The sequence below is a fragment of the Nodularia chucula CCY0103 genome (genome assembly GCF_963923915.1).
Taxonomy (GTDB): Bacteria; Cyanobacteriota; Cyanobacteriia; order Cyanobacteriales; family Nostocaceae; genus Nodularia; species Nodularia chucula.
In genome coordinates this window covers 1-15,501 of the sequence record NZ_CAWUOL010000112.1, presented here as the reverse complement: position 1 = coordinate 15,501, position 15,501 = coordinate 1, and the positions used below count along the sequence as shown (strand labels likewise).

The following is a 15,501-nucleotide window of genomic DNA, read 5'->3' as shown; positions in this document are numbered from 1 at the left end:
ATCGTTACATTGTTTACACTGTCTTGTTTTTAGCCTTGTTTGTCGCCCCGTCAGCTATTACACTAGAACATAACATTGATTTCCAAACATAAGGTAATCTACCTGCAAATTTAAATTTTATATCTGTACAACCTTCTGATTTGAGTAAATTTGTCATTGTAGCTACAGAGAAAAACTTTATATGTCCACCATCCCAAAGAGCGGCAAAGTGTTTATCCATTTTACCAGAAACAGCAAGGATAAGATTTTTGAGATAGCCATGATAGGGGGTAGTAACTATTAAACGACCATTTGGCTTGAGGCATTTCTGAGCATTTACAACTAACTCTCTGGGGAAAAACAAATGCTCAATTACTTCAGCCGCGATGACGATATCAAAATTATCTCCTATTTTTGCATAGGGAAGATTATAAATGCTACCTTGAATAAACTTACAGTTGGGAAAAGTATCTTGAGCTAACTGTACCCCTGATGCTGATTCTTCAACTCCGACAACTTCATAACCATGTTGTGCAATTAAGTTAGTCAAACTCCCATTACCACAACCGATATCTAAAATGCGTGGTTTTTGTTTATTTTCCAGGACAGCAGCAGCTTCCGATATCATCTCCATTAGAGCAGAAATAATGTAAGCATGATGGTGTGATACTGCGCTATTTTGGTAAGAGTATTCGTATTTTTCATTAGTATTTGTATACATTATTTTTCATCCTAGATTAGTTGGTAAATGTGAATTGGATTGCGGAAGAGTTACTAAATGAAATTATTTTTCCCTAGTTATATCTTGATAAACCGAAATCATTTTTGCAGCTATACTATCCCATTTATAATTATTGAGGATCAATTGCCGAGCGCGATTAATCATAAAACTAATGGATAGCATTTACCTTTATGCAATATATCAAGGTTATTGAATTAAATTTAGGGCTTGATTAATAATAACATTTTGATCAACTTTTGATTCCAACTCTTCTACTTCATATCTTCCTTCTTCTACTTCTAGAGAGGCATTATCTAAAGCTGATGGATAGGCTTCTTCAAAAATTAATCGCAACTCTTCTGATGTTAAGTAATAGCCTCCTGACTTACGGCGTTTATTTTTTATTTGAATTTCTCGAACACAATTGCGAATTGATACATCCCAAGACCGGGTTGTTCGATGTTCGGCTTGTTGCTTGATTAGATGTAGGAGCAGGACTTTTGCATAGTTGCGGATATTATTAATTTTATCTTCACGACTCATTTCTTCTAGTTCTTCGACAATCACTAAGGCTTCCGAGATGTTACCTTGTAATAATAAAGATTTTAAGGTGAGTATTTCTTCCATAAACGTTGATGACGGTTGAGGGTTGACGGCTGAATCCTTACCCAAACTCTTAATTCTTTAAAACATGGGGTTTCAGCCCAATATTCCCATACAGTTCAGTTAATCATAATTGTAGGTGCGGTTAAGGAACAGCGCAACTCCACAAATTCTTGATCATGCTACTTCTCGTTGCGTCTACTCAACTGTTCACTAATTACGAATTAAACTTATTTCTCCAGCGAAATTATATCTTGATACACTGAAATCATTTTGGCAGCTATATTATCCCATGTATAATTTTCTAGGATAAATTGCCGAGCGCGATCGCCTGTTGCTTTTGCTTGGATAGAATCTTGCAAAAATTCCATCAAGGCATCAGCTATTTGATCAGCATCAATATCAACTATACTAGCGGCATTAGCCATTCCAGCTTCCGGAAAATTACAGCCAGTAGTAATCACACAAGGTAAACCAGCAGCCATACCCTCTAGCACCGACATACTAAAACCCTCAGAATAAGAAGGAGCAACATAGATATGAGATGCTGCTAAACTTGCATATTTTAAAGTACCTGTCAACATTCCTGTAAAAGTCACAGCATTTCTACAACCTGCTTCCATAAAATAGCTTTCAGCAGTAGATAAAAACCCTGTATTATCAGGTCCAGCAACAATCAAGTGAGTTTCCGGGAATTTTGCGTATGCTTGAGCAAAAGCCGGCGCTAATAAATTTAATCCTTTTTTCGGGTCAATACGTCCTAAAAATATAATTAATTTTTTATTGCGAGTTTCTGGAAATTCTCTGTAAAAAATCTCCGAGCTAGGAAGAGATGTAAAATCTTCTCTATGAATACCATTAGGTACAATAACCAACGGTGTTTTTAAAGCAAGACTTTCGATTCCTTCAGCCTCTGTAGAAGCTAACATTTGCATACAACTCGCTTTTTTTAAAGCTGGTTTTTCCAGAAGATTGAAATAAAGCTTTTTTTTCCAAGCTTTATAAGCTAAAGCCCAAGGCTCCATCATGCCGTGAGGAGTTACAATATATGGAATATTACGAAATTGGCAAGCCCAATGAGCAGCTAAAACTGGATAAGAAAATATAGCATTTGTATGTACGATATCATAGTTAGCTATATTTTTAAATAACCATTTTGTCATTGAAGCAGTGAATTTGTAATCGAAGAAATCTAAATAGGGAAAATACTGTATTCGATGATATTTTTGGATAATCCATTCATTTAAAGGCATATCTAGACTTGTCGAACCATTTGCACAAGTAGCAATAATATCAACACCAATGCCTAATTTAGTAATGGATTCTGCTAACTCTAAAACAACTTTTGTCGGTCCACCATAGACATTTCCCAACGCAGGAATAACCATTAAAACCTTCATATTTATATTTAATGCTGTCCTGAAGCGTATTCAACTGATTGAATTAATTGTTGAGCAAAGTATTCAGGAGAAAAGTTGTGAATATGTTCTAATCCCGCTTGTCCCATATTCTTTAAGTTAATTTTTCCTGAACTCATTTTCAGCATCAAATCAGTTAGCTGTTGAATATTGTCGGGATCAAAACCGAAGCCGTTAACTCCCTCAATGATTAAATCTTCATAGCAGCCACAGCGATGAGAAACCAATACTGGCAAACCTGCTGCCATCGCCTCATTCACTACTAATCCCCATTGTTCTTGAATACTGGCATGAATAAAACAGCTAGCATGGGCGAAGTAAGGTAACAGTTCATCTTGTTGTAGAAACCCAGGAAGATGAACGTAATCTTTTATTCCCTGAGTCGTAAGTTGTTCTTCTAGTTGTAAACGTAATTCACCATCACCACTGAGAACTAAATCCCAAGCATCAGTACCTACTGCTTGACGATATTTAGCATAAGCTGAAAGTAAAAATGGTAAGTTTTTTTTCTTAACAAATCTATTAATAGCTAAAAAGAATGGTTTACTTAATGGAGAAAATAAAGATTTAACATGATTAGGGCGAAAAACATCATTACCAACTACATCGTAACCTAAAAAAATAGCATCAGATGGCATTCCTAAATTGACTAAATAACGTTTATGTGGTTTTCCTCCTACTAAAGCAGCTTGATATTTTTTGACTAGCAATTTTTTAATTTTTTCTTTCCACCAAGAGCGAGGTTCGTCATGCTCTGTAGTTTCGGATAGAAGAATAGCAGGTTTACCATGCCATAGACACCATAACAATGTCACAAGCATAGAGGGTCGAGCATAGCCAGCAATTGCTACAGCATCTGGGGAGGTTTGATTTAAAACAGAGATTAATTTGCGAAATAAATGAATGAAATTGACCTTTTCTAAGGAAATATCATCAATCACAGAATGAATTTTTCCAGGAAATTTATCAAGTTGTGTTTCCCAGGGATATTCTACTTCCGAACGGGCTAATTCAATGCCAAAAACATTCCATCCTCTAGATTTACCAGCCTGATATGCAGATGCAACTCTAACAATATGATAAGGACCATAATTAGCAAACAAAATTGCTACTTTACATGAAGAATATAAATGTTTCATTATAATCTATGACTAATTAATTTTATGAACTTTAAAATTTTTTTGCCTTTTTACAGAAGAACGGGCATAATAAGTGACTAAAGTAATTACAATAACCTGAAATATCAATTCTTGAAAAAACCGTTCTGTTCCATGAGTTATGCCGACCATTGCTGGACTAATTAAACTCATAAATAAAAGAGCAGCGACAATGCTTCCTTGATATATTGACGACACCCATAAAGTTTTGAATAAAACTCCCATCAGAGCAAATATTAAACAACCAAAATAACCAAATTGTAAATAAGAATCCCCAATCCCCGTCCAAGTTGTTCCTATAGGAAATGCATATCCATCCTGACTTAAATTACTTTCTCTTTGTAAATTAAATTGTAGTGCGTCTTTAAAATCATATCCAATTATTTGACCAGGAATGTATTGAAATATGAGAGCATTCCAATATCCTGCACCATATTCATAGTTTCCAGATGACGTAGCTAAATGCATAACTAATGCTGCGTTTCTTAACTCTAAAATTGTTCCTGACTGTAATGCATCAAAGGAATCTTCGGCAGAAAGTTTTAAGTTCTGCCAATCTTGTTGGAATATTAAGTCCCAGAAACCATGTCTGAGTTGTCCAACAACAGGAATTATATAAATACCAGCAATCAGGACTATGAGAACTAACCATCTGGGAGGCGCTAACCTTAGCATAAACCAAACACAAAAACCAATAATCATTAAAAAGGTCATTGTTGGTTGTCTTCTTCCAGCTAAAATAGTTTGGATGATCGGAAATCCTGCAATGATAGTTCCTACAATATTAATTACAGATGGTTTTTTTAAAAAATGTACTAAAAAGATAGCAAAGCCAATATAAATAACCTGTTGAAAAAAAAGAAAAATTGTAACTGATCCACTCCATTGTGTGCCTTGTTCTAAAGTAATTGCTGCTTGTCGAGTAAGTATACCAAAAATCCAACCGATGGCTGTTAAAAAGATAGCGGAATGTAGAAGCTTTTTATTATTTAAAGATATCTGCAATTTAGATAATAATTTTCGGTTGGGAGGACGATTATACCCAAACCAGCACATAGAGAGGCAAAGACACGCCATAATCAAGACTTGGAACAACATACTCTCTGTTACTAGCCCTGGATTATTGATTAAAGCTGAAACCTGCGGCAAAATGAAGGTAATTACCATACTAGCCATAAAAAATGGAAATTGGTAAACACGTTCAACTTTAATCATTGCCCACATCACAATGAAAACACAGATTCCGATTAAAAGGTAGTGCGCTAATTCAACCATTTGTTATGTTTTTAGATGTTAGCTAAAATTTTCAATAATCTTTGTTTATAAGCATTTAAAGTAAATTCACTAGCTCTTTGTCTAGCATTTTTAGACATCTCATGGCGTAGATCAAGGTTAATTGCTAACAATTCTAACTTGTCTGCGATCGCTTCATAATTACGAATCGGTACAATAAAACCCTCCACACCATTTCTGACAACACTCCCCGCATTAGGGGTACAAATTACAGGTAGTCCGGCTGCTAGTGCTTCATAGATAACTGTTGCTGATCCTTCACAAATAGAAGGAAGGAGAAAAACATCCGCCCAAGCATAGTGATTAAGAATTTGTGAACGGGGAACAGTACCTGTTAGTTCGACATGAGAAGCTAAAACAGATTTCATTTCCGGCTGAATACCCAATGGACCCACCATGCGAAATGTCGCTAATCCTTGTAATTTTTTGGCTGCTGCTAAAACATAGGGTGAGCCTTTCCGCAATCCTACTCCGCCAATGGTTAAAACTCGCAAAGATCCAGCATGGGGTAAATGCTCTGGAAGCAAAAAACGCGCATCAACTCCATAGGGCAGTATTTTACAACGTTCAGCTGCTCCCCCACAGGCAATAATTCCCTCCCGAACAAATTCTGAACCACAAAGGATAACATCGGCTGTTGACCATTCCTCTTTTTCCCTGGCTGATAATTCTAATAAAAAAGGGTCTTCTTCTAAAGGCGATTCCCAGTCAGGAAAAGCTTGATATTCTTGCTGTAATAGTTGATACTCAATTGCTTTTGGGGCAATTGTCTGTTCTGTAACTGTGATTAGTCCCTGTTGTCGAGCGCTTTGCAATACTTCTAACCCAGCTGTGTTAAAAGTATAGATGCCGGATGCCTCACCAAATCCTTCCTCTAGAATAAGTTGACAGAAGGTTTTACCAGCCCATAAAAAGACTTGAGTCGCTTCTGAGGGCGATCGCGCTTGGCGGAGTTTTTGAGCATATTTAAAGCCGAAACTATTAAAAGCTGTGATGTTTTCGGTTGGTATCCCTTCAGGTACTCGCCCAAGGAGTCGCTTAAGATTGGAGGGTTGTAAAGACTTGGGAATTGTATGGAGAAGTTTCGGACAGCCTTTGACGGCGCAAATATCTGTATATAAATGTTTAAGTAAATTGGATTGATGCAGTATGCGAGGGACAGCATAGTGCATACGCGCTCCTAGTAGGGCAACTAGCCATTGGTTGGAACTTGTATTCATTGAGGTTTAGTTGATATGAACAGTTTATTCACAATTTACTGGTCTCAACTGCTTGTAAAAATGTTTCAATATTTGTATTACAAAGTAATGGTACAGCATTTTCAATTCTTTTCTCATCCCAGTCCCACCAAGATATCATTAGTAATCGATCTATTACTTCTTGTGAAAATCGAAAACGAATTACCTTGGCTGGGTTTCCAACAGCGATAGCATAAGGTGGAATGGATTTAGCAACAACGCTACGAGCACCAATAACAGCACCATCTCCGATGGTAACGCCAGACAGAATAACAACATCATTTCCAATCCAAACATCATTTCCTATTTCAACATCTCCTTTTGAATAAGGATGTCCCTTTATATTTTTTCCTGCTTTCCATTGGACAGAGAATGGATATGTAGTCACCCAATCTATCCTGTGTTCACCTCCTAAAAAAACTTGTGTTCCTCCACCAATAGAACAGAAGTTTCCAATTTTAAGTGTTGAATTTTCTCCAAAGCTAAGAACTCGTAAATTAGGTGAATAAGACGCTTTACCAATTAAATATTGTGGATATCTTTTTTGTAAATAAGATGGATGCCACGGAGGGATTCCTACAGAAAAATATCGAGATAAATATTGTTTAATTAATCGAATTAAGCGCATCATAAATAATAAAATATAAACTATACACAACACAATGAGAGAAGATATTTAATTTGTATTAATTTGTGAGTTATAAATAATAACTCCGATTCCATAACCATCTTGATTTTGATCTTCAACAAACTCATGGCTTAGATATTTTTTAGATATCTCCCTGAAAAAATCAGGTACTCCTCCAGACCATTTATCAGTTGGTTTTCCCCACCTTTGGTTATGGTCTGCAACTATATCATGAAAAACGATAAATCCACCATCTCTCACAAAACGGCTATAATATTCAAAATCTCTTTTCACACCTTCAAAAGAATGATCTCCATCAATAAACAAAATATCAAGAGTATTAGGTTTTAATAAAATACCTAAACTTTTAAGAGTTTCTTGGGAATCTGATCGTCCTTGAAGATAATGAAAAGAAGATGTTTGCGTCAAAGTATCTATGATATGAGTATTCTGAATATCTATATCAATACCTATGGAATTTTTGATACTCGGACATAGATAACGAATTAAAAAGTGCGTACCACCAGTGGATAATCCAATTTCGAGATAAGATGATGGAGCGTTGATATTGAGAAAATCTATTAAAGCCAAAATTTCGCTTTTGACTTGTGCAGAAGGTATAATTTTTTGTGTAAGCATAAAAACTTCTTCATTAGTCTGACATTGAGATAAGAGATTTTGAAATTTAGATTTGCTTGAAGTTATCTTGAACAAGAAATTTCTGTAGCTATTCCGCAATATCTGGTAAATTCCAGGAGTAATTGAGCGAATTTTCTTTAATATCATGATTTACTGCCTTATATTTAATGATTTGTCTTGATAAAAGCTGGGTGATTTGTAAAAATATTTACTAGAAAACTCTTAAGTAGCTCTTTGAGTTTTTCTATTACCACAGGAGAATTTTTTGTTTGTTTCACAGATTTAATCATTAAAGCTTGTAATCTTTGATCAATTTGCCTTTGTAAGCCTTCAGTTAAATCATGATTCATAGCTAAATAATTTAGCATCTCAATGGCATGATTTTTCCAACGTTCTGGATTGGAATGAGACGAATTAGCATCATGATAGCGATAATAGCCTAAAGGTTGGCGTGATAGCCGAATGTGAGACTCAAGACCTGCTACTAAAGACCAATACCAATCTGTAGCTAGTCCGGCTTCTGTTGGTAAGGGATTAAGTTTCTGAAGAAATTCGCAGTTCCAAACACAGGTAGATAAAATATAAGTACAGCTGTGAATAAAGTGATTAAAGCCGTTGGGCGGTTCTAATAGATGAGTGGGGTAACTCAGACCAAAACGACTCTGGGGCTGAAGATTGGCGTTACAGGAAAAACCACCAAAAGCTAACATTGAAATTTCAGGAGTTTTTTGTAACTCCCGTGTGGCGACTTGCACAAAGTCGGGATGAAGAGCATCATCACAGGAAAGGAAAACTGCATGAGTACCAGATGCCGACATTGAGAGATAGCGATAATGAGCGCCAATACCTAACCTTTGAGGTGGGGAAATAATTTTTACATGAGGGTAATGGGCATATTCTGTCAAAATATCAGAAGTGCGATCGCCTGAACCGTCATCGGATAGCAAAATTTCATAGGGGGCTTGAGTTTGTGAAAGACAAGAGGTGATCGTTGTGCGGATAAATTTCTCGGCGTTGTAAGTGGGAATACAAATGCTGATAGTGGGCGAATTAGTTGACATGGATTTTACTTTCATTAAAGTAGCCAAGGAAAATAATTAAGTTGATATGTCAGATTACATGATCTTTCTCCAATCACTTTGCCTGGATTACCCGCAACAATGGAATAGGGGGCAACAGAACGTGAAACCACTGAACCAGCTCCTATTACAGCACCTTCTCCTATAGTAACCCCTGGTAAAATTATTGCACGATAGGCAATCCAGGCGCGATCGCCAATAATCACATCCCCACCTTTATCAGCAAATTCTGGTGACTGTGGATCATGACCTAATGTCAGAATAGTCGCTTCGGGTCCAATGGAAACATCAGAACCAGTTTTTATCATATAATGGCGACCATCTAATAAACAGCCAAAATTAATCACATTGCGATCGCCTAAATACACTTTTCTCCCATTTAAAAATTTACATCCCATCTGGATAGAAGTACCAGTACCTACTTGTGCTAGGTACGCTTTGAGATATGCCGTGCGGATTTTACGGGATGGTAGACTACTAATAATCTGATTGTAGCTATAGCTTAAAATGCTACCCACAATAATTTTGGAGTTCATATTGTTTCAGAATTTAAGCAACTATGAGGGCTACAAAATTTCAAATAACTAATATTTAGAAGTTGACCAATGAGGTTCCATAGGGTCTATCTATTTTTCCTATTAGGCGGAAACCTGTCAACTGAAGTCTTCCCAATTGCCGAGCTAGGTAATATTTAAGGGATCTCTGATTTGTTAGTCGGTATGGAGTTAGGTCAATTTCTTCTATACCTGTGCGAAGATTACGACGAAGAAAAGAAATCACTTTAGCAACATGAGGATCTGAACTGTCATCCAGTAACATTACACCTCCAGAACGGAGTAGGCGTACTGCAAAATAGGCATCTAAAAAAGAATCTTCAAACAAATGAGAACCATCAATATAAATTAGGTCATATTTTTTACCTTGTTGCATTAGTTGAGGAAGAATACAGCAAGAAGGCTCATAGTAAATCTTTAAAAACTGATCTAGATTAGCATTTTTAACACTTAGGACACCACATTCGTCATAGTCTACAAGTTGGAAGGGATCAATAGCGATATGCTCAGATTCTTTGAGCTTTAATTTTGAATGCATTGCGCAAAAGGCAAGTGTTGAAGCTCCGTAAGCCATTCCGATTTCTAGGGTATGGGTTGTTTTCATTTCATTCATTAAATTAGAAATCACAACTAAATTATTAATTGTTGAAGTCCCTTGAACTTGATGAGTACGACCTGAACTGCCTACAATAGTACCGTTTGAAATCAAATTATCTATGGCTGGGCTAATTTCTAACAAATCTGTTTGTTGATTAATTAATTTCATATTTCCGCAATAATTTATGGGAGTAAATAAAGTAAGTCTTGCTAACAAATCAGCATTACAGATTATAAACTTGATTTATACAAATTATGGTAATTCGTTTTCAGAATTCAACCTTATCCCCAAAATCGCTGACAAATAATCTCAGCATTTTTATCCCAAGAATTATCCTGTTCGTACCGTTCCCATTCAGGTGGATCAATTCCATTTAACCATTGCTGGATGCCATCACGGATAGCTTGCCAATCATCCGGTTTCACAAATACTCCCAACTTATATTTCTGAACAACAGTACGCAAATTTCCGTCACCTGCTGAAGCAATACAAGGCCGTTGATAATTAACGGCAACATTGAGAACACTACTAGCAGACTGAAAATTGGCACTATATGTTAATAAAACGGCATCGCAAGCATTAAACAGATCACCTACTTTCTGTTCAGGTAGGAAATCAATTAGCCAACGACATCGTTCAGCGATGCCAAGACTCTCTGCTAAATCTTGATAATAAGTTACAGGTCGTTGCGTCGAGGTAGAAACTTTTCCTGCGACCACTAGATAAACATTGGAAAAGTTGGCAATCGCTTTTAATGCCAGATCCAGATTTTTGCCATCGCGAATATGGCCAAAGGACAGAAGCAACTTAGCCTGTTCGGGAATCTTTAATTCTGTCCTAACTTTTTCTCGGCTATTCTGATATTTAGGAAAATGATAAAGACCAATCGGGATAACAGTAGTTTGCAGTTCTGGCATTGGTTTTTCTGTATCTAGCTCGATAGCTTCATGAACAAAAGCTTCTTTGATAAACGAGTACCCACAAGCAATTGACCAACGATGCCACCACAACGGACCTACTACATATCCTCGTACTGGGTCATGAACAACTGATCCAAAAGTTACACCCCATTCTACTAATTTACGCAAGGGAGCAACCCAAAGAGGGGCTAAATATTCTGCATAAGAACCGAATAAAACATACTGAAAACCTTCTTCTTTAATAGTTTTAACAAGTTGAGCGTAATTTTGCAGCATATTAGCAGCTAAGACTGCTTTTCGCACTAAGGCTAAGGGGAAATTAAATGCACCTGTAGGAACTAAAGTTTGCTTTATTGTATATAGGTCTGTCTTCTCTTTTTTATAAGCTGGAGAAGTCAATAAGGTAACTTGAATGCCCCTACGTCCTAGAGCTTGTGCCTGTTCATGGGCATAGTCTGCTAGTCCTCCTGACCATGCGGGTGAGAAATAAAGTAAGCGACGATTGGAGTTGAACTTCATAATTATGAATGAAAAAACCAGACGATATCTAATGCTTGAGTTTTATTCCAGGTCATAGATAGGAACTTTATTATTATTATTCACTAAATGCTGCATAAAAAAGCTGCCTACGCTAAACACGAAGTCTTTCTCGGCAATGATGACATTTTTTTGTACCTAAAATAAAGCCATTCCAATATCCTAAAATCCCCCAAAATTTTACATAGTATTCAAACTGTAAAACTTTTAACCAGGCATAACCAAAGTTATCATTTTTTAATCTATCTATCGCTGGTCGTAGCCGAATAAACCTTAAGAAAATACTAAAAGCTGGAAATAATAAAAATATTAAACCTATCCATTTGAAAGGAAACCATAAAAATGCTAGCAAACTGATGATTAGTAACACAAACTCTAATAATAGTCTTCCGCCAACCAGCAAACCGTATTTCAGCCAAATTCCTGCTTCGCCAGCACCGAAAAAATTTCGGTAGGCTTCTTTTCCAAACGCTGTTAATCTACTAGGACGTTCCCAACTACATCGTGAAATTGGCGCACACCCAACTTGATTAGTGCTGGAATGGAGTAATAAAGCAAATACCATATCATCGGCGGCTAATGTTAAATCTTCTGGATAACCACCGATTTTCTTCCAAAGACTTTTACGGTATGCAATTGATCGTGAAGAAGCATGAGATTTAGGATTTGCTATTAACTTTGGCTGGTTGAGCAACTCATATTCTACTTTTGCCCAATTACAATTTATATCTTCCTTTTTAACAGCCCAACTGCCCATTACGGATTCTAGTTGTTCATTTTCTAATAATGGTTTAGCGAGTTCTTCTAGCCATTCTTTTTCCCATTTACAACCAATGTCTGTGGATACAATAATGTCATGTTTTGCTTGGGTGATCGCTAAATTACGACCACGGGCTACATTACAACCAGCATCTTGAATAACTATTAGAGAATAAGGTTTGTTCGGTTGATAACTTTGTAGAAACTCCCAAGTGCCATCTCTAGAACCACCATCAACTATCACAATTTCGTTAGGTAAATGAGTTTGAGCTTCCATGTCAGCGAAGAAAGACCTAGATCCTTCACAATCATTTAAAACCGTAGTAACAAGTGAAATCATAAAATTAGCTGCTAATAAATAATATTTATTTGAACTCTAAGAGGATGTTTGAAAAGTCGGAAAGGGTGTAAAAAAGCTCTCTGGGTATAAGCTGTGAATAGATAATAAACAGCACCGAGAGAGTGACATGAGTAAAGCATACCCCAGCAACCTGACACTGGCCCAATATGGAATTTCTGAGCGACCTAATTCCAGACCCGAAACCAGGAGGCCGCAAGCGTGAAGTTGATATGTGGTCAGTTCTGAACGCGATTTTCTATGTTTTGATGGAAGGAGTGAGATGGAGAGCATTGCCTGGAGATTTCCCCCCTTGGCAGACAGTGTACACATATTTCCGAAACTGGCGTAAAGATGGAACATGGTTGCACATCCATGATGTTCTGCGAGAGTGGACAAGGATTGAAATTGAGCGGCATCGATGTCCATCGGAGGCGATTATCGATAGTCAAAGCGTCAAAAGTTCGGCAATGGTAAGTATTGCGGTGGGGTATGATGCGGGTAAGAAAATCACGGGACGCAAGGGATTTATGACAGTTGATACTTTAGGTTTAGTCTTGCGCGTCTTGGTGACAGCAGCCAATGTGGGTGAGCGGCAAGGGGGAAAACAAGTTCTCAAACGAGTCAAACAATCTCCACGTCTGGGATCTCGTCTCACAACTATCTGGGTAGATGGCGGTTTTGACGGTGCGCCGTTTATGCAGTGGGTGATGGATTTTTGTCGTTGGATTATCCAGGTAGTTCTTCGACCAGAGCAGATCAAGGGCTTTACGCTGCTCAAAAAACGTTGGGTGGTAGAACGCACTTACGGTTGGTTAATGGGATCTCGGCGATTAGTCAGAGATTATGAGTTATTGCCCGAAACCTCTGAGACTTTTATCTACCTTGCCATCATCCGTAGTATGGTGAGGCGACTTGCTTAAATTTTTACTCCTTAAAACTTTTCAAACACCCTCTTAATTAAAGATATATTCCATGTGATCTATATTAGTGATCAAAAAAGATTGATGTCACCATACATTGCTTATCGAGTAGACCATTTTAAACGAATTAAATTGTCAATTTAATTGTTGACAGACTTTTATCCATAATTTCATGTTTTGAGCAACGTTTTGGAAATAAGACTTCAAAGCTTCATCCCAAAGGAAACCGTTCTGTTTTACAGCCCATTCTTCAAGCTTATTTGCTAACTCAAGGGTAGCCTCGCTATAGGTGGAAACAGGAGATAAGGGAGTTTCTAACAATGACAACATATCATCAATAACTACCATCCCTGCTAATTCATGCCATAAGTCTTTATACAAATTGTGGGGAGATCGACGATGTTCAACGACTGGAGAACCTACTTTAATGCTATGTCCGACCGCTTGAGCACATTTTTGAACAAAGAAACCACTAAAAATATCCCCAAAACGGTCTAACTTCATCCCACCCACAGGATGGCCCATTTTGACATAGTAGTAAGCAGGAATTGCGTCTCTAATTAGTGCTGTATTTTGGGTATTAATTGGCATTAATGTGTTGGGAGCAAGAAGATAATCATTGGTAAATTTTTCTTTGACAATACAACGAGTAACTAGTCTGGTGGCTGCATCTACATCTGGATCACCTGACCAAAGACCTGCATTAATGGCAACTGTTCCAGTGGAAATTTCCGGGTCTATTCGTGAACATTCAAGTTGACGACGCTGATACGGAAATCCTCTGGCGTAAACTGTGTCTCCACCGCCTAATGTAGGAAATTCTACCTCCATCATGGAGCATAAATTAAACCAATTGTTGTACCCTAATGCGGTCATTAAAGAAGCTTCTTTGCCCACGTTAGAATGTCCAGCCAAGAAAGGCCAGTTGTCTTTGGGATAGTTATCATCATCTATCGCAATAATGACATCACATTTATCTCCATAGGCCATGAGAAATCCTACATTTCTGCGGTTATCAGATTTCCAGGGAATTTCTGCTGCCAACTGAGGAAAAGGCTTAAGAAACGCATTTTGTTCTTCAACACCAATATAGTACCAAGGAAGTCCCATTTGAGTGTACTTTTCAATCTTTTTGCGACACTCAGGAGGCGTAGAGATGTCACCAACCACATAAAAATTGACTTTTTCTAAATCCCCATAGTGTTTAAAATGTTCATAATACTCATTAATGAAATCTCCTTCATAAATTGTGGTTAAAACAATACCAAATTTCATCTGTTTTCCTCTTTAATTCGTTTATCTTTCTAGTTAACTGTATAAACAGCTTGAAAATAGTCATCGCCATAAAACTGTTCTCCCCCTAACCTTTTTTCTTCATAGCCTAAATTAGTCAAGAAGTTTCTCAATTCATTTACACTACTACCAAATTGGGGAAGAGCAAAACCATGAACTTCGATAACCAGGACAGGATGCCATTTTTTTAAAATATTTTCAGCCCCACGTAAAACCTCTAATTCTGCACATTCAACATCAATTTTGATAAGTTTAATTGCTAAATCAACCGCTTGCCAATAGTCATCTAGCCGAGTATTTTCTACTTCAATTTCTAATAAATTATCCGAAGTTTTATTAAGAGAAGCTGTAACGGTCATATCTTTTGATGGAAGATAAAAAGAAATAGATTTTTCTCTAGAATTGGAAACAGCTTTAGAAACAATGGTAACTCGCTGGGTTAAGGAATTAAGAGTTATATTTCTTTGTAAAAGCTTCAAATTACTAATAACAGGCTCAAAGGCAAATACCTGACCTTGATGTTCTAATAATTTTGCTGCATAAAGTGTATGGAATCCAAAATTAGCTCCCACATCAATAAAGATGTCATTTGGTTGTTTGTAGATATTGTTGTAAGCTCTTGAGTGCAGCTAGTTCTGAATTTACATCCCACCGCCTAAGAGACTCATCCATTCGTAAGCATTGATCACTCACTTGTAAAGGAAATCCCTGAAAGCCATAGCAAAATTTAAAAAATAGATTTCGGAGGAAATGATTAAATTTCATAAGATATTAGGAGTTACGCATTGACAGAATAACAAAATAGTGAATTGATAAATATAGGTC

Annotated in this window: 15 protein-coding genes and 1 pseudogene; 1 reads left to right on the top strand and 15 read right to left on the bottom strand. The window is 37.0% G+C overall.

Features of this window, described 5'->3' with window-relative positions; all coding sequences use genetic code 11:
* Positions 1–13: 13 nt before the first annotated feature.
* From ACM0OP_RS21495 to ACM0OP_RS21435, 13 genes are all read right to left on the bottom strand, one after another.
* Positions 14–700 carry a class I SAM-dependent methyltransferase gene (locus ACM0OP_RS21495; RefSeq protein WP_414530448.1) on the bottom strand — a complete coding sequence of 229 codons (687 nt, stop codon included), beginning with the start codon at positions 698–700 and terminating at the stop codon, positions 14–16.
* Positions 701–907: 207 nt separating this feature from the next.
* Complete coding sequence (locus ACM0OP_RS21490) at positions 908–1,327, bottom strand: DUF29 family protein (RefSeq protein WP_414530449.1); 420 nt, start codon at positions 1,325–1,327, stop codon at positions 908–910.
* Between the two features lie 206 nt (positions 1,328–1,533).
* The gene (locus ACM0OP_RS21485) at positions 1,534–2,703 is read right to left on the bottom strand and encodes a glycosyltransferase (protein ID WP_414530447.1); all 1,170 of its coding nucleotides are present in this window, start codon (positions 2,701–2,703) and stop codon (positions 1,534–1,536) included.
* Between the two features lie 8 nt (positions 2,704–2,711).
* Positions 2,712–3,860, bottom strand: a complete 1,149-nt coding sequence (locus ACM0OP_RS21480) for a glycosyltransferase family 4 protein (RefSeq protein ID WP_414530446.1) — start codon at positions 3,858–3,860, stop codon at positions 2,712–2,714.
* Between the two features lie 12 nt (positions 3,861–3,872).
* Positions 3,873–5,153, bottom strand: a complete 1,281-nt coding sequence (locus ACM0OP_RS21475; RefSeq protein WP_414530445.1) for a hypothetical protein — start codon at positions 5,151–5,153, stop codon at positions 3,873–3,875.
* A gap of 11 nt (positions 5,154–5,164) precedes the next feature.
* Positions 5,165–6,391: a glycosyltransferase family 4 protein gene (locus ACM0OP_RS21470; protein ID WP_414530444.1), complete on the bottom strand. Its 1,227-nt coding sequence runs from the start codon at positions 6,389–6,391 to the stop codon at positions 5,165–5,167.
* 28 nt (positions 6,392–6,419) lie between these two features.
* Entirely contained in the window at positions 6,420–7,040 is a 621-nt protein-coding gene (locus ACM0OP_RS21465) for a CatB-related O-acetyltransferase (protein WP_414530443.1), read from the bottom strand.
* A gap of 45 nt (positions 7,041–7,085) precedes the next feature.
* On the bottom strand, positions 7,086–7,823 hold the full coding sequence (locus ACM0OP_RS21460) for a class I SAM-dependent methyltransferase (RefSeq protein WP_414530442.1): 738 nt from the start codon (positions 7,821–7,823) through the stop codon (positions 7,086–7,088).
* A gap of 17 nt (positions 7,824–7,840) precedes the next feature.
* Positions 7,841–8,737 carry a glycosyltransferase gene (locus tag ACM0OP_RS21455; RefSeq protein WP_414530441.1) on the bottom strand — a complete coding sequence of 299 codons (897 nt, stop codon included), beginning with the start codon at positions 8,735–8,737 and terminating at the stop codon, positions 7,841–7,843.
* 14 nt (positions 8,738–8,751) lie between these two features.
* Positions 8,752–9,291 carry an acyltransferase gene (locus ACM0OP_RS21450; RefSeq protein WP_414530440.1) on the bottom strand — a complete coding sequence of 180 codons (540 nt, stop codon included), beginning with the start codon at positions 9,289–9,291 and terminating at the stop codon, positions 8,752–8,754.
* 55 nt (positions 9,292–9,346) lie between these two features.
* The gene (locus ACM0OP_RS21445; protein ID WP_414530439.1) at positions 9,347–10,075 is read right to left on the bottom strand and encodes a class I SAM-dependent methyltransferase; all 729 of its coding nucleotides are present in this window, start codon (positions 10,073–10,075) and stop codon (positions 9,347–9,349) included.
* Positions 10,076–10,188: 113 nt separating this feature from the next.
* Positions 10,189–11,346: a glycosyltransferase family 4 protein gene (locus ACM0OP_RS21440; RefSeq protein ID WP_414530438.1), complete on the bottom strand. Its 1,158-nt coding sequence runs from the start codon at positions 11,344–11,346 to the stop codon at positions 10,189–10,191.
* A 112-nt stretch (positions 11,347–11,458) separates the two neighbouring features.
* Complete coding sequence (locus ACM0OP_RS21435; RefSeq protein WP_414530437.1) at positions 11,459–12,463, bottom strand: glycosyltransferase family 2 protein; 1,005 nt, start codon at positions 12,461–12,463, stop codon at positions 11,459–11,461.
* Between the two features lie 127 nt (positions 12,464–12,590).
* On the opposite strand from ACM0OP_RS21435, the pseudogene ACM0OP_RS21430 reads away from it, so the two are divergent.
* Positions 12,591–13,383, top strand: a pseudogene (locus ACM0OP_RS21430) (IS5 family transposase).
* A gap of 135 nt (positions 13,384–13,518) precedes the next feature.
* Here the strand turns inward: ACM0OP_RS21430 and ACM0OP_RS21425 are convergent.
* Positions 13,519–14,658, bottom strand: coding sequence for a hypothetical protein (locus tag ACM0OP_RS21425; RefSeq protein ID WP_414530436.1), 1,140 nt, complete (start codon positions 14,656–14,658; stop codon positions 13,519–13,521).
* Positions 14,659–14,687: 29 nt separating this feature from the next.
* Complete coding sequence (locus ACM0OP_RS21420; protein ID WP_414530435.1) at positions 14,688–15,248, bottom strand: FkbM family methyltransferase; 561 nt, start codon at positions 15,246–15,248, stop codon at positions 14,688–14,690.
* Positions 15,249–15,501 lie beyond the last annotated feature (253 nt).